We start from the raw sequence: 14,969 nt of genomic DNA on the forward strand, positions 1-14,969 counted from the left end.
GGTTGGTTTCCGCGAAAGGACGATCCGCTTTCTCCAGCGAGCCGTACACCTCGTCGGTCGACACATGCAGGAAGCGGAAGTCCTGTTTGCGGTCTTCGGCAAGCTCGTTCCAATAGGTCCGCACCGCCTCGAGCAGGCGAAACGTGCCGACGATATTCGTGTCGATAAAGGCCGCCGGGCCATGGATCGAGCGATCGACATGGGATTCGGCGGCAAGATGGATGATTGCCCGCGGCGCGTGCTCTTCCAGCAATGCAGAGATGACGGCGCTATCGCCGATATCGGCCTGCATGAAGATGTGCCGCGCAGTGCCCGCAAGCGTCTTCAGATTTTCCGGATTGCCCGCATAGGTCAGCTTGTCGATATTGACGACGATCTCGTCAGACGCGCCCACCCAGTCCAGTACAAAATTGCTTCCAATGAAACCCGCACCGCCCGTTACGAAGATCGTCATGTTTTTCTCTTGAACTCTGCAAATCTCGTTTTCGAGGTAGCATAGGCGATACTGGAGGCTCAATACGAATAAGAGTGTTTTATCGTGACAATCGTGATCTGCTCAACGAATGGTAGAAGTTTGAGTTTTACAATTGGCCGCTAAGTCATTGATATTGTGTTCGAGCACAATGTCGGATTTTACAGCCATGCTCTTGATCATTCGGCAAGCCCACTAGCTTCCCAAGCTGAACGCGCGGGTTCGATTCCCGCTACCCGCTCCAGCCGGCCGATCCCATCACGAATTTTCCTTCTGAGTCCTGCTCCCGTTGCCGGTTCTGGCATTCGAAATGGTGGCCTTCCGTATCGCGCGAGGCATAATAAAAACGTTTTTATTTTTTCTTGAAAACGTTTTTATTCCTTGTTACCGTGATTGCGGGATGGAGAAGGGCGTTGGTTTTCGGCGCTGGTCCGTGGAGATTTGTCGAGCGCCGGCCGGGAGTGGCGGCGCCGATGGTTGAGGAGGAAGAGATGAGGAAATTCGTTGCAACGCTTGCGCTTGCCGTTCTTGCGGCCGGTGGCGTCCATGCGGCCGATCTCGGCGGCAAGCTTTTGAAGGTCGGGTCCGACACGACGTCGCCGCCGATGGAGAGCATCGACCCGGCAACCGGCCAGATCGTCGGTTTCGACATCGATGTGGTCAACGCGATCTGCGCCAAGATCAACTGCCAGGCGGAATTCGTGACGACCGGCTGGGACGGCATCTTCGTCGCACTCGACCAGGGTAATTTCGATCTCGTGGCCTCGGGGGTCTCGATCACCGACGAGCGCAAGAAGGCGATGGATTTTTCCGAGCCCTATATCATCAACAGCCAGGCCGTGCTGACGCGCGCCGAAGACCAGAGCATCACGCTTGATACGTTCAAGGCCGAGGGCCGCAAGCTTTCCGCCCAGGCGAACACGACGGATGCGCAGGTCGCCGAAGGCATCGTCGGCAAGGAAAACGTCGCCGCCTATGACAGCTTCAGCGCCGCCATCATCGCGCTCAAGAACAAGGACGTCGATGGCGTCGTGATCAACGGCGCAAACGCCGCCGCCTACGAGCGCGAATTCGCCGGCGAGCTGGTCGTTTCCATCAAGGATCTCGAATCCGACCCGCTCGGCCTTGTCTTCCGCAAGGGCGACGAGAACATCGCCGCCTTCAACGAGGGCCTGAAGGCGATCAAGGACGACGGCACGCTCGATCAGCTCGTCGCCAAATACTGGGGTCTCAAGTAAGAAACACGGGTCGGGGGCGCTGTTGGCGCTCCCGCTCGTCCAGGAGATGGAGCAACTCCGCTTCTCGCAGGGAAGCGGAACGGTTCAGTGGTGCCGGAGGCCGGAATGTCGTTTGTTACAAGCGTGAGGCCCAGCAACCTGGTGATCCTCGCCGCGCTGCCTTTCATCGTCTATCTGTTCGCCTCTTCGGGCGACTACCAGCGCTCGCTGCGCGCCATTCTCGGCATCGAGCAGGGGGCGGGCGCCTTCGTGCCAGGCTTCCTGCTGCTCGTCGCCGCTTTCTCCGCCGGCTTTGCAGTTCTCGTCCTGTCGCGGGCAAAGGCGGCGCGGCCTCGCCTGACGATCGCCGTGGGCCTTGCCGGCCTCCTCGCCACGGCCGCCATCCTCGCCGGCGATCTGGTCCACCCCTTTATCGCTTCGGTGGTGGCGAACGGCGTCGATCCGTTCAAGTCCGATCTCGTCGTCAAGGGTGTCACGCCGCGCCAGCTGACGGAAGCCGCCGACCTGATGGTGCGCGGCGTGGAGGCCTGGCTGTGGCCGGCCTATGTGGTGCTGCAGCTTGCCGGCCTCGGCCTGCTCTTCGCCGGCAGCCGCGCGGCCGTTCCGGCCGAAAGCCCGGCCCGCCGGGCCGGCTCCTGGCTCACCGGCCTTCTCAACGGCGCCGGTCTCGTCTTCGTCCTGCTTTTCGCGCATCTCGCCTTCGCTTCGGGCCTTGCCACGACAATCCGTGCGGCCATCGCCGCCTATATCCTCGCGGCCATTCTCGGCCTCGTCTGGGTCGGCCTGCTGAAGCTGCGCTATACGCGCCGGAGCCTCGTCCTCTTCGCGGCGATGTCCATCGTCCTTGCCGCGTTGTCGGCCTGGTTCTTCCTGCAGCCGCGCGACGGCTATGTGCTGGCCGGCACGCTGGAGGGCAAGGTCGGCATCGTGACCAACACGCCCTCGAGCCTGATCAGCGCCGTGCGCTTCGGCCAGTATGAAGGCGGCCCGACGAGCGAGACGCCGGTGCGCACCTTCGTCACGCCGCAACAGGCTATCGAAGCCGTCGGCAAGAAGGAGGATGTCAGCGGCGCATTGCTGCCGGCCGCCCTCGCGCCCGCCGACTGGCCGCGCCTCTGGCACGTCGACGCGCTGAACGACCGGGACCGCGCGGCCGGCATCACCTTTGCGGTTCTTGCCATCGTCACCGGCATTCTCACCTTCGGCGGTTTCCTGCATCGCCGTCATCCGTTGTCGGTCGGCTCGGAATTCATCGTCGATACCATCCGCGGCATCCCGATGCTCGTCATCGTGCTCTATGTCGGCCTGCCGCTCTCGGGGGCGCTCAAGGATGCGACGGCCGGGGTCTTCGACCCGCCGAACCTGATGCGCGGCATCGTCGCCATGGCGCTTGCCTATTCCGCCTATCTTGCCGAAATCTTCCGCTCCGGCATCAACGCCATTCCCGCCGGGCAGATCGAGGCGGCGGCAAGCCTCGGGCTCAATCGCTGGCAGACGGCGCGGCTCGTCATCCTTCCGCAGGCCTTCCGCATCGTCATTCCACCGCTCGGCAACGAGCTGATCGCCATCCTGAAGGACACCTCGCTGCTGTCGATCCTGTCGATACGCGATATCACGCAGCGCATGCGCGAATTCCAGTCGGCAAGTTTCCTGCCCTTCGCGCCCTACAATTCGGCAGCGATCCTCTACATCCTGCTGACGTTGGCGGCGGCAAGCCTGATCAGCCTGATCGAGAAGAAGTATGACGTCAAACACCGCTGAGAAACAGATGGGCACGGTGCTGATCACCGGCGCCTCGCGCGGCCTCGGCCGGGCGTTTGCCGATCTCTATGCGGCGGCCGGCTTTCGCGTCATCGCCTGCCTGCGGCAAGGGGCGGGGGAGACACTCGACGTTTCGGATGCGGGGTCGATTGCCGCGCTTGGCGCGCGGCTGGAAGGCCAGCCGATCGACATCGTCATCAACAATGCCGCCATTCGCGGCGATACCGGAGGCCTCGCCTCGCTTGAAGCGGAGGATTTTCTGGAGGTCATGCGCATCAACGCGCTGGCCCCCTTGCTGCTGGCGCGGGCGCTGTGGCCCAATCTCGTTGCCGGCAGGCGAAAGGTGCTGGTCAATATCAGCAGTCGCGCCGGGTCGCTTGCGGAGGGTACGATCGACGACGAGGATGGCGACTACGCCTATCGCTGCTCGAAGGCGGCGCTCAACATGGCGACGGTCAAGCTGGCGCAGGATTTCCAGCGCGATGGCATCGCCGTCATCTCGCTGCATCCCGGCTGGGTGCGAACCGATATGGGGGGCGCGGAAGCGTCTGTCGACGTGGCAGAGAGCGCAGGGGGCTTGAAGGCGCTGATCGACGCAGTGACAATGGCCGAAACCGGAAGTTTCCGGGCGTATGATGGCCGGACGGTCGCATGGTGATGGAGAAAGCAATGACGCAGACGATGGAACGGCAGGGCGAGACGGCGGCGATCGAAACGCTGCTGCGCGACCGCTACGGCCTTGCCGGCACGATCACGGCCTTGCCGGGCGAGCACGATCTCAATTACCGCGTCGAGGCTTCGGATGGCGCGCGCTACCTGCTGAAGCTGCATGCGCCGGGCGATGGAGACGACCTTGCCATGCAGATCGCCGTGCTCGACCATCTGGCGGGGGCCGCGCCGCAGCTGCCGGTTTCCCGTGCGCTGCTGGGCAGGAAAGGCGAGCAGACGGTTGCCGCCGAGATCCGCGGTCAGCGCACCGCGCGTCTGCTCACCTGGCTGCCGGGCGATGTCTGGTCGCGCGCTGCCGCACGCGGCAGGGAAAGCGTCACGACGCTCGGCCGGCTGCTCGGTGAACTCGACCGCAGCCTCGAAGGCTTTGCCCATCCGGCTGCAAGGCGCCTCTATGCCTGGGATATCGGCCATGCCGATCTCCAGCGGGAAAGCCTCCACCTCATCGATGACGCGGAAAAGCAGGCGGCGGTGGCGTCAATTCTGGACCGCTTCGTTGCGCATGTGCGCCCGCGCCTCGAAACCTGCCCGCGGCAGGTCATTCACAACGACGCCAATGACTACAACGTGCTGCTCGATGCCGGCGGCCGGGTCAGCGGCCTCCTCGATTTCGGCGACATGGTGGAAACGTTCCGCGTCGTGGAGATCGCCGTTGCCGGTGCCTATGCCCTGATCGGCACGCCGGACCCGGTCGACACGATCGGCCGTCTCGCTGCCGCCTATCATGCCGTCAACGCGATCAGCGAGACGGAAGCGGAGCTGATCTTCGATCTCGTCTGCACGCGCTATGCCGTCAGCATGTGCATGGCGGCGCGGCAGATCCGCGACAATCCGGAAAACACCTACCTGCTGGTCAGCCAGGAGGATGTCTGGCGTGAACTCCAGCACCTCCAGCGGCAGAACCGCGCGATCTCTGTCGCCCGCATCCGCGATGCCTGCGGCTTTGCACCCATCCCGCACGCTCCCCGCATCGAACGCTGGCTGGAGCGCAACGCCCATGACTTTGCGGCGATCATCCGCCCCCAGGTCGCAAGGCCGAAAGTGCTTGCGCTCGACCTGACGACGGAAGGGCCGGATGCGGCCGCCTGGGCATCGCTCGATGCGGCCGGTGCCGAACGGCTGATCGACGGGCGCGTGGCCGAGGCTGGCGCGGATTTCTCCATCGGCCTCTACGGCGAGGACCGCGCCATCTACAAGGGCGATGCCTTCGAGACTGCTTCGGCCGGCGCGCGCCGCACGGTGCATCTCGGCATCGACATTTTCGCGCCGGCGCACGAGCCGGTGCATGCGCCCTTCGCCGGGCGGGTCGCCTTCATCTACGACGATGCCGTCCCCTTCGGCTTTGGCCCGACGGTTCTTCTCGAACATCGCACCGATGAGGGCGATGTCTTCTGGACGCTCTATGGGCATCTCTCCCGCCGAAGCGTCCAGAAGCTCTCTTTGGGTCAGCAAATTGCCAGAGGCGAAGCCTTCACGGCCTTCGGCCCGGCCGAGGAAAACGGCAACTGGTCGCCGCACCTGCATTTTCAGGTGGTCACCGACCATCTCGGCCTCGAGGGCCGTATGCACGGCGTCGGCGTGCGCGACCAGTGGCAGGTCTGGCGGGCGGTGAGTCCGGATCCGAGCGTCATCTTCGGCTTTACGACGCCCGCCGCGGTCGTCGTTGCGCGCGACAAGGATTTTCTGGTGCGCGAGCGCCATCGCCGCATCGGCCGATCGCTCTCCATCGCCTATTCCGCCGAACCGCTGAAGATCGTCGGCGGTGAGGGGGCCTATCTCATCGACGAAGTGGGCAACCGCTGGCTCGACATGGTCAACAATGTCTGCCACGTCGGCCATTGCCATCCGCGCGTCGTCAAGGCGGCGCAGGCGCAGATGGGCCGGCTCAACACCAATTCGCGCTACCTGCACGATTCGCTGGTGGAATATTCCCGCCGACTTGCAGCGCTCTTTCCCGATCCGCTCAATGTCTGCTTCTTCGTCAATTCGGGCAGCGAGGCGAATGATCTGGCGATCCGGCTGGCGCGCGCCTATACCGGCAACCGCGATATCATCACGGTCGATCATGCCTATCACGGGCATCTGTCGAGCGTGATCGACGTCAGCCCGTACAAGTTCGACGGCAAGGGCGGTGCGGGGCGCCCGCCCCATGTCCGTGTCGCCGAAATGCCGGATCTCTATCGCGGCAGATACCGCTACGGCGATGCCGCTGCCGGCCGGAAATATGCCGAGGACGTGCGCCGGCAGGTCGAGGCGCTGGCGGCGGAGGGGCGTCGCCCGGCGCTGTTCTTCAGCGAGGGCATTCTGGGCACGGGCGGCCAGCTCACGCTGCCGGAAAACTACCTGAAGGAAGCCTATGCCCATGTGCGGGCGGCGGGCGGCCTTTGCCTTGCGGATGAGGTGCAGGTCGGCTTCGGCCGCGTCGGCAGCCATATGTGGGCGCACGAGACGCAGGGCGTGGTGCCGGATATCGTCACCATGGGCAAGCCGATCGGCAACGGCCACCCGATGGCGGCGGTCGTCACGACGGAAGCCGTCGCCGCCGCTTTCGCCAATGGCATGGAGTATTTCAACACCTTCGGCGCCAATCCCGTCTCGGCGGAAATCGGTCTTGCCGTGCTCGACGTCATCCGTGACGAGCGGCTGATGCATCATTGCAAGGTGATCGGAGACCGGTTGATGGACGGCGCCCGCGCGCTTGCCGGGCGTCACCCGATGATAGGCGACGTGCGCGGCTACGGCCTGTTCAACGGCATCGAGCTGGTGCGCGACCGCGAGACGCTGGAGCCGGCGGCGGCGGAAGTCGATGCCGTCATCGCCACGATGAAGCAGAAGCACCGCATCCTGCTTTCGAGCGAAGGCCCGCACAACAACGTGCTGAAGGTGAAGCCTCCGGCCCCCTTCAGCGCGGAGGATTGCGACCGCTTCCTCGCCGCGCTCGACGAAACCCTCGGCGCGCTCGCGCGCTGAGGACCCGCCCCCCGGAGGGGGGCTTTTGACCGCTGATATAAACGTTTAATCGCCATCGTGATAACGCGGCGCTGCAAGAAGCGTGCGCCGTGAATGACAAGGACAGTACCCGTGCACAAGCCGCTCACCGATCAGAACCGCTTCGACGCCAGCCGGCAGGATGCCGATATGCTGGAGCTTGGCGTGTGCTATTATCCCGAGCAGTGGCCGCGCGAAAAATGGGACGAGGACGCCCGGCGCATGGTCGAGCTCGGCCTTGCCTGGGTGCGTATCGGCGAGTTCGCCTGGTCGCATATCGAGCCGCAAACCGGCGTTTTCCATTGGGAATGGCTGGACGAGGCGATCGAGGTGCTCGGTTGCGCCGGGCTCAAGGTCATCCTCGGCACGCCGACGGCCGCGCCGCCGAAATGGCTGGTGGATCGCTACCCCGATATCCTGCCCGTCGATGAGCGTGGCACCGTGCGCAAGTTCGGCGCACGCCGGCACTACTGTTTCTCCAGCCGGCGCTACCGGGTGGAAGCCGTCCGCATCACCGAGGCCATGGTGCGCCGCTATGGCGAGAACCCCTTCGTGCACGCTTGGCAGACGGACAACGAATACGGCGATCATGACACGATTCACAGCTATTCCGATGAGGCGAAGCTTGCCTTCCGGGAATGGCTCGGTCTCCGCTACGGCACGATCGAGGACATGAACCGCGCCTGGGGCACCCGGTTCTGGAGCATGCACTACAGCAGCTTCGACGAGGTGGACCTGCCCAACAACCTCGTGGAAGAGCCGAGCCCGACCCATCTCGTCGATTATTTCCGCTTCTCCTCCGATCAGGTGAAGAGCTTCAACAAGGCGCAGACCGATCTCATCCGCCGGCATGCGCCGGGTCGCCCGGTCACCCACAATTTCATGTCGCAGAACACCGACTTCGACCACTACAAGGTCGGCGAGGATATCGATATCGCCTCCTGGGACGTCTATCCGATGGGCGGGCTCATCAATGGCCGGCTCAGCGAGGAGGAGAAGGCCCGCTATCTGCGCGTCGGCGATCCCGACCAGACGGCCTTCAACCACGATCTTTATCGCGCGGTCGGTCGCGGCCGCGTCTGGGTGATGGAGCAGCAGCCGGGGCCGGTCAACTGGGCCGCGCACAACCAGTCGCCCGCCGATGGCATGGTGCGTCTGTGGACGTGGCTGGCCTATGCGCATGGCGTCGACATGGTGTCCTATTTCCGCTGGCGCCAGGCGCCCTTCGCGCAGGAACAGTTCCACGCCGGCCTGCTGCTGCCCGACAGCGAGGTGGACCAGGGCTATCTGGAGGTTGCGCAGGTCGCCGAGGAAATGGCGCGCCTGCCGAAGGGGGAGGTGCGGGAAAAGGCGTCTGTCGCCATCCTGCTCGATTACGAATCCCGTTTCGCCACCCGCGCCCTGCCGCAGGGACGCGGTTACAACGCCTCCGCCATCGCGCTCGACTGGTATGCCGCCGTTGCCCGCCTCGGCGTGGATGTCGATTTCATTGGCCAGCATTCCGACCTTGCCGGCTACAGGCTGGTGCTTGCGCCCGATCTCGTCATGCCGGATGCGGCGTTCATCGCCCGGCTGAAGGCCTCCGGCGCCAAGGCACTGTTCGGCCCGCGCAGCGGCAGCAAGACGCGCGACATGCATATTCCCGCAGACCTGCCGCCCGGCCCGCTTGCCGCGCTTCTGGATTTCCGCGTGACGCGCGTCGAATCCCTGCCGGATTTCCACAGCGAGCCGGTGCTCTACGGCAATGCGCGCCATGCCGTGACCGGCTGGCGCGAGGTCATCCGCACCAGCGAGGCGGTGCTGGCAACCTTCGAGGGCGACCACCGCACCGGCTCTCCGGCCGTGATCGGCAATGAGCGCACGCGCTATGTCGGCACGCTGCCGTGCGGCGAATTCCTTTCCCTGCTGGTGGGCGACACGCTCGGCTGGGCGGGTGTTTCGAGCCTTCCCGACATTGGCGATCTTCGCCTTGCCCGCCGCGGCCGGCTGCACTTTGCCTTCAACTACGGCAGCAGCCAGGCGAGCGTGCCCGCCGGCCCGGCGGCCACCTTCCTCGTCGGCGGCCGCGCGCTTGCTCCCGTCGACGTGGCGATCTGGACGGAAGACGGCGGTCCGGTCCGGGCGTAGGGAAACTATCCGGCGCCCGGCACGGCTTTCACATGCTCCTTGGTCTGCGCCGGGCGATGGGCTGTCTTGTTCCAGAAAAACGGATTGCTGCGCAGTTCTACCACCGCGCGCCAGGCCGCCCGGGAGATCAGCAGCCAGTAGAGCGGCGTCAGCAACCAGCGCGGCCCGACCGCCAGCCGTTCCTCCCGGTTCATGCCGATGCGGCCGAGGGCGATGAACACCAGGTAGCTTCCGGCAATGTTGAGGATGTCGAGCGTGAACAAGGTCAGGTCGAGCGGCCCGACGGCCGTTGCCTCGAGGACGAGGAACCGCCAGGCGATGACACCGACATAGGCAAGGATGAGCGGGTGGGCGAGCGAGGACAGGATCAGCCCGCCGACCAGCACCTGGAAGACGAGGCTGGGCCCCAGACCCATATCCTTGACGAGTTGCGACGGCCGGCGCATCAGCACGAGCCAGGTTTGCAGCCAGCCCTTGAACCAGCGGGTGCGCTGGCCGAGCCATGCGCGGATCTCGGTCGGCGCTTCCTCATAGGTCGGACGGCTGAGGACGCCGCAGCGATAGCCGCGCCGGTAGAGCCGGAGCCCGAGATCGGCATCCTCCGTAACATTGTAGGGGTCCCATCCGCCGACGTCCTGCAGCACGCGCCTGCGGAAATGGTTGGACGTGCCGCCGAGCGGCATCGGCATACGGGCAGCCGCCAGACGCGGTAGCAGAACGCGGAAAAGACCGGCATATTCGAGGGCGAAGAGCGCGCTGATCCAGCTTTCCCGCGCATTGGTGATGATGAGCGGCGCCTGGAGGCAGGCGATGTTTGGCGGCCCGGCCTCGAAGGTCCGCCAGGCCTCCTCCAGTTGCAGCGGATCGATCCGGTCCTCCGCGTCGTAGATCACCAGATAGTCGCCGCGGGCCGCGCCCAGCGCGTAGGTCAGGGCCTTCGGCTTGGTGCGCGGCCGGCCGGGCGGCACCGCGACCACTTCATATTGCGGGCCAAGTCCGGCAGCGGCGAGCGCATCGAGCGTCTCCCGGTCGTCTGCCTCGCAGATCAGCTTGATGTCGAGACAGGCCGCCGGCCATTCGAGCCGGTTCAAGGTCGCGATGAGTTGCGGTACGACCGCCGCCTCCCGATAGAGCGCCACGAAGACGGAATAGACCGGGCGCCGGCGATGGAGGGGTGCCGGGCGTAAGCGGGGTTTCTCCTGCCACTTGGCCAGGAATGCCATCACGCGGATGACGACGGTGGCAAAGAAAAACAGCCCCAAGAGGATATGCAGCAGAAGCAGCACGGCCTCCGGCTGCGTGATGAGCAACATGAAGAGAAGCGTGAGGGCCATGCCGATGGAAAAGCCCTGCCGTCCCCAGAGCGTGATGCGGGCGCTGCATTCGGGCGCGCCGCCGAACAGCTGGTCGACCGTCTCGCGAAGCCTTCGGCTATGGCCTGCCTGCCAGAGCGCGGCCCGCATGGCGGTTGGGGTGGTCGAGACCATCATCGTACGCAGGGACGGGCAGGATTGCAGATGCTCCTGAATATTGCCGATCCGTTCGGCACTGGGCACGATCGCCGTCACGGGCGCGCGATTGGGCTGGTGAAGCCTGACGAGTGTCGGCTCGACGAGTTGGCTGTCGGCGCCGGGAAGGTCGATCACCTGCGAAGAATCCAGCTCGCGCAGGAAGGGCAGGCCGAGGATTTCCGCGAGGGCTTCGTAGTAGATGTCCTGCGCGATCGCTCCACTGGCGAGAAGCTCGGCCTCCAGCGTCGTGCCGTGCCGGCCGGCCTGCACCAGCATTTCGGAAATCAGGGGTTTTGACAGGCCCAGTCGGCGGAAAAACCGCGCTTCCGCCATGAGGCGCGCAGGAACCTGCCGGTCTTCGGCAGGTGGCATCCGTTGCACCGGCAGAATGCCGATTGCAGTGGCGAAAGCGATGTCGTCGGGATATTCTGCCAGTCGCATCAGCCATCGCCGCCGTATCAACGGCTGCGCCCCCATGAAACCCCAAGTTGATTGTAATGCGGCAAAACAGAATTTCATCCCTTAAATCACGTGGGCTTTTTGCGCTTTGCCTGTTGATGGCGACGGTGAACCCACTTGCCGCTGCCGCGCAGCAGCAAGCGCCGGTCGACCTGCCGATCCTCTTCGATACCCGCGAACGTATCGCCCGGCCGGACCTGTCCGGCATCGTGCGCCTGCGCTTCCTGACGACGGTGGATTTTCCGCCGTTCAACTTCATCGATCAGACCGGCAAGCTTGCGGGTTTCCATGTCGATCTGGTGCGCGAGATCTGCCGCGAACTTGCTTTGACGGAGAAGTGCCAGATCCAGGCCGTGACCTTTCCGGAACTGGAAAAGGCGCTGGTCGACGGCAATGGCGAGGCGATTGCCGCGGGCATTGCCGTCACGGCGGAGCTGCGCAAGCGCTTTGCCTTCTCGCGCCCCTTCATGCGCCTTCCGGCACGCTTTGCCGTGGCGAAAAAGGCGACGCTTTCCGGCGAGACGGCGCCAGCGCTCGACGGCAAGCGGGTGGGCGTCGTTACGGCAAGCGCACATGAGGCCATGCTGAAGGCCTTTTTCCCCAAGGTGCAGGCAGTGGCCTTCCCGGATCGGACGGCCCTGTTCGCCAGTCTGAAGGACGGCAAGGTGGACGCGGCCTTCGGTGACGGCATGCAGCTTGCCTTCTGGACGAACGGCACGGAAGCGGCGGGATGCTGCCGCCTTTTCGACGGTCCCTATGCGTCGGAAAGGTTTCTCGGCGAGGGCCTGACGATCATGCTGCGCAAGGAGGATGCGGCGCTTGCCGGGGCTGTCGACCATGCGCTTCTGGCGCTCTCGCGCAGCGGCCGCCTGCAGGAAATCTACCTGCGCTATTTCCCGGTCAATCTTTACGGCGGTTGATGTAGGTAAGTAATTACTTACTGACTTGCCCAGATGATACGGGCGATCCAGTCGATCTCGTCTATATCGAAGTTGCGGTTCGGATGCTCGGGGTTGAGCGAGACGAGCTCGATTGCGCGCGGGCTCTGCCGGTGCAGGACCTTGGCCATGACCTCGCCCTCGCGGGTCTTGACGACGACCCGGTCGCCGCGGCGCACCTGAGCGCCTGGCTCCACGATCAGCACGTCGCCGTCGCGGTAGAGCGGCAGCATGCTGTCGCCCTGCACCTCCAGCGCATAGACGCCGGGCTTGCGGTCGGGTGAGGCGGGAAACTCCACCACGTCCCAGCCCTGACCGGCCGGAAAGCCGCCATCATCGAAGAAGCCGCCGGCGCCGGCCTGGGCGAAGCCGAGCAGGGGGATACTGCCCGTCTGTGGCGGAAAGGCGCCATGGGGGAGCGCGGCGTCGCGCGCCGGATCCGACAGCGTGAAGAACTCGTCGATGGAGGCGCCGGTCGCATCGAGCACCTTGGCGATCGATTCGGTCGAGGGCCAGCGCTGGCGACCGTCGTTTGCCTGCCGCTTGGATTTGTTGAAGGACGTCGGGTCGAGCCCGGCGCGGCGGGCAAGGCCGGACGGGGAGAGCCGGTATCGCTCTGCGAGGGCGTCGATCGCCGCCCAGATCCGGTCGTGGGAAAACATGCTGCGAAACCCTGCCAAGGCGGCGAACCGGCCGGTGCCGGTTCGATTGTCCCAAGCATATCGGAGGTCGTTTGGCGAGTAAAGGAAAAAGGATTATATTCCTGTGCTGTTTTGGCCGGCATTCTCCCGCGCCCGCCGGCGCGCCACGACGCTTTCACGCCAGATGGTGAAGATGCCAGCGCCGACGACGATCATCGATCCCACGACCGTATTGAGGCTGAGTGTTTCACCGAAGACGCTGACGCCGATGATCGCCGCCAGCACGACCTGGAGGTAGGTGAGCGGCTGCACCGCCGCCGCATCGAGCAGGTCATAGGCGCGGATCAGGAAATAGTGGCTCGCCATGCCGGTGATGCAGAGCAGGCCCATCCAGAGCCAGTCAACGGGCGTGAGATTGGTCCAGAAGAACGGGCCGACGAACGAAATCGCCGCCGCCCCCGCAACGCCGATGTAGAAGAAGCTCGTCGAGGCCGGATCGTCGCGGCTGACAAGGCGCGTCACGATGACGTAGATCGCAAACATCAGTGCGCCGACGAGCGGCAGCAGAACGCTTGCGTCGAAGGAACTGCCAGCCGGGTTGAGGACGATCAGGACGCCGCACAGGCCGACGCCGATCGCCGTCCAGCGCCGCCAGCCGACCCTCTCGCCGAGAAGCGGCATGGAGAGAAGCGCGACGAAGATCGGCCCCGAGGAGAGGATCGCCTGGGAATGGGCAAGGCCCACCGTGCTGAACGCGGTAATGACGATCACGATCTGGAAGGCGAGCAGGACGCCGCGCAGGATCTGCAGGAACGGCCGCTTCGTTGCCGCCGCCGCCCGCAGGCCACCGGGGCTGCGGGCACCCAGCGCCATCGCGAAAGCACCGAACGCCCAGAAGCGCAGCATGGCGATGAAGACAGGCGGATAGGCGCTGCCGAGATGTTTCGAAATGGCGTCCTGCAGGCTGAAGATCACGATCGCGAGCAGGGTGAAAGCATAGCCGAGTCGTTTGGTGTCCATGGCCCGCGCATATACCGGCCCCGCGCTGGTTGCACGCCCAAACTTGCCCGCCGGCGGACATTTCGCGTCGGGAACGGCGAGCGCAGGAAAAATTTCCTCACCCTGCGATTTTCAACCACTTTCGCTGGAATGCGGCGCGCGCTATCAAGGCAGGACGCGGTCTTGTTCCGCGCGTCGAGGTTACTTGCGTGCACAAGACTGTTTCTTCCGGCATCCTGCTGACGTCCTTCGCCTATTTCCTGTTCTCCCTGCAGGATGCGTCGGTCAAATGGCTCGTCGTGGCTCTGCCGGTCTGGCAGATCCTGTTCGTGCGCAGCGTGACGATCTTCTCGCTCTGTATCCTTGTCGGCAGGCGTCCGCTGCTGCGGGACGCGCGCCACTCGCCGGTGCTCAAGCCGCTCTTCCTGCGCAACATCCTGCTGCTTGCCGCCTGGCTTTGCTATTACAACGCCGCGCGCGACCTTGGTCTGGCCGAACTGACGACGCTCTACTATGCCTCGCCCGTCGTCATGACGATCCTTTCCGTACCGATCCTCGGTGAGCAGGTGCCGGGCTACCGCTGGCTTGCCGTTGTCGTCGGTTTCGCCGGCGTGGTCATAGCCTGCGGGATCGCGGCAAAGGGGCTGACGCTGTCGCTGCCCGTCTATCTTGCTCTGCAGGCCGCCATCTTCTGGGCTATTGCGACGGTGCTGCTGCGCAAAACGGCACTGCATGAGCGCACGACGGTGCAGATGACCATCTCCAGCGGGTTTTTCGTTGTATTCACGGCGCTCGCCGTCCCCTTCGTCTGGCAGCCGGTGTCTCTCGTCGATCTCGCGCTGATGATGGCAACGGGTGTGCTTGCCGGCATCGGCCAGTTCGCCATGTTCGAGGGCATGCGCCGCGCGCCGGTCTCGGTGCTTGCTCCCTTCGAATATACCTCCCTCGTCTGGGCTTTCGCGCTCGGCTATCTCATCTGGAGCGACGTGCCGGGTTCGAACGTCTTTGTCGGTGCGGCGCTGATCTTTTCCGCCGGCATGATCATCATCGCCCGCGAGCGGTTCGACGGGCGTTCGCGCGTCCGGATATGAGGGGTAAGTTGCGAG

At 64.6% G+C, this 14,969-nt stretch carries 11 protein-coding genes; 7 read left to right on the forward strand and 4 right to left on the reverse strand.

Features of this window, described 5'->3' with window-relative positions; translation table 11 throughout:
• A partial coding sequence (locus WA950_RS02280) for a GDP-mannose 4,6-dehydratase (protein ID WP_424550062.1) occupies positions 1-454 on the reverse strand: 454 nt, incomplete at its 3' end.
• A 509-nt stretch (positions 455-963) separates the two neighbouring features.
• Between WA950_RS02280 and WA950_RS02285 the strand changes: the two genes are divergently transcribed.
• From WA950_RS02285 to WA950_RS02305, 5 genes are all read left to right on the forward strand, one after another.
• Entirely contained in the window at positions 964-1,710 is a 747-nt protein-coding gene (locus tag WA950_RS02285) for a transporter substrate-binding domain-containing protein (protein WP_424550063.1), read from the forward strand.
• Positions 1,711-1,815: 105 nt separating this feature from the next.
• Positions 1,816-3,471: an amino acid ABC transporter permease gene (locus WA950_RS02290; protein ID WP_424550064.1), complete on the forward strand. Its 1,656-nt coding sequence runs from the start codon at positions 1,816-1,818 to the stop codon at positions 3,469-3,471.
• 16 nt (positions 3,472-3,487) lie between these two features.
• Positions 3,488-4,129, forward strand: coding sequence for an SDR family oxidoreductase (locus WA950_RS02295; RefSeq protein ID WP_424550228.1), 642 nt, complete (start codon positions 3,488-3,490; stop codon positions 4,127-4,129).
• Between the two features lie 11 nt (positions 4,130-4,140).
• Positions 4,141-7,170 carry an aminotransferase class III-fold pyridoxal phosphate-dependent enzyme gene (locus tag WA950_RS02300; RefSeq protein ID WP_424550065.1) on the forward strand — a complete coding sequence of 1,010 codons (3,030 nt, stop codon included), beginning with the start codon at positions 4,141-4,143 and terminating at the stop codon, positions 7,168-7,170.
• A gap of 111 nt (positions 7,171-7,281) precedes the next feature.
• Positions 7,282-9,315 (forward strand): beta-galactosidase, encoded by a 2,034-nt coding sequence (locus tag WA950_RS02305; protein ID WP_424550229.1) that lies wholly within the window; start codon positions 7,282-7,284, stop codon positions 9,313-9,315.
• A gap of 5 nt (positions 9,316-9,320) precedes the next feature.
• On the opposite strand, the gene WA950_RS02310 is transcribed toward WA950_RS02305, so the two are convergent.
• Entirely contained in the window at positions 9,321-11,267 is a 1,947-nt protein-coding gene (locus tag WA950_RS02310; protein WP_424550066.1) for a glycosyltransferase family 2 protein, read from the reverse strand.
• 56 nt (positions 11,268-11,323) lie between these two features.
• On the opposite strand from WA950_RS02310, the gene WA950_RS02315 reads away from it, so the two are divergent.
• Positions 11,324-12,205 (forward strand): transporter substrate-binding domain-containing protein, encoded by an 882-nt coding sequence (locus WA950_RS02315; RefSeq protein WP_424550067.1) that lies wholly within the window; start codon positions 11,324-11,326, stop codon positions 12,203-12,205.
• Between the two features lie 17 nt (positions 12,206-12,222).
• Here the strand turns inward: WA950_RS02315 and WA950_RS02320 are convergent, their stop codons facing one another.
• Both WA950_RS02320 and WA950_RS02325 read right to left on the reverse strand, forming a co-directional pair.
• On the reverse strand, positions 12,223-12,885 hold the full coding sequence (locus tag WA950_RS02320) for a S24 family peptidase (RefSeq protein ID WP_424550068.1): 663 nt from the start codon (positions 12,883-12,885) through the stop codon (positions 12,223-12,225).
• Positions 12,886-12,978: 93 nt separating this feature from the next.
• Positions 12,979-13,884, reverse strand: coding sequence for a DMT family transporter (locus WA950_RS02325; protein ID WP_424550069.1), 906 nt, complete (start codon positions 13,882-13,884; stop codon positions 12,979-12,981).
• 188 nt (positions 13,885-14,072) lie between these two features.
• On the opposite strand from WA950_RS02325, the gene WA950_RS02330 reads away from it, so the two are divergent.
• Positions 14,073-14,954, forward strand: a complete 882-nt coding sequence (locus WA950_RS02330) for a DMT family transporter (RefSeq protein WP_424550070.1) — start codon at positions 14,073-14,075, stop codon at positions 14,952-14,954.
• Positions 14,955-14,969 lie beyond the last annotated feature (15 nt).

It is taken from the genome of Shinella sp. (genome assembly GCF_049651085.1).
Classification (GTDB): domain Bacteria; phylum Pseudomonadota; class Alphaproteobacteria; order Rhizobiales; family Rhizobiaceae; genus Shinella.

What these genes read in the sequence shown, in the direction of transcription:
- WA950_RS02285 (WP_424550063.1), top strand. Translation starts at nt 964, where the DNA reads ATGAGGAAATTCGTTGCAACGCTTGCGCTTGCCGTTCTTGCGGCCGGT.
- WA950_RS02290 (WP_424550064.1), top strand. Translation starts at nt 1,816, where the DNA reads ATGTCGTTTGTTACAAGCGTGAGGCCCAGCAACCTGGTGATCCTCGCC.
- WA950_RS02300 (WP_424550065.1), top strand. Translation starts at nt 4,141, where the DNA reads ATGACGCAGACGATGGAACGGCAGGGCGAGACGGCGGCGATCGAAACG.
- WA950_RS02310 (WP_424550066.1), bottom strand. Translation starts at nt 11,267, where the DNA reads ATGCGACTGGCAGAATATCCCGACGACATCGCTTTCGCCACTGCAATC.
- WA950_RS02315 (WP_424550067.1), top strand. Translation starts at nt 11,324, where the DNA reads ATGCGGCAAAACAGAATTTCATCCCTTAAATCACGTGGGCTTTTTGCG.
- WA950_RS02320 (WP_424550068.1), bottom strand. Translation starts at nt 12,885, where the DNA reads ATGTTTTCCCACGACCGGATCTGGGCGGCGATCGACGCCCTCGCAGAG.
- WA950_RS02325 (WP_424550069.1), bottom strand. Translation starts at nt 13,884, where the DNA reads ATGGACACCAAACGACTCGGCTATGCTTTCACCCTGCTCGCGATCGTG.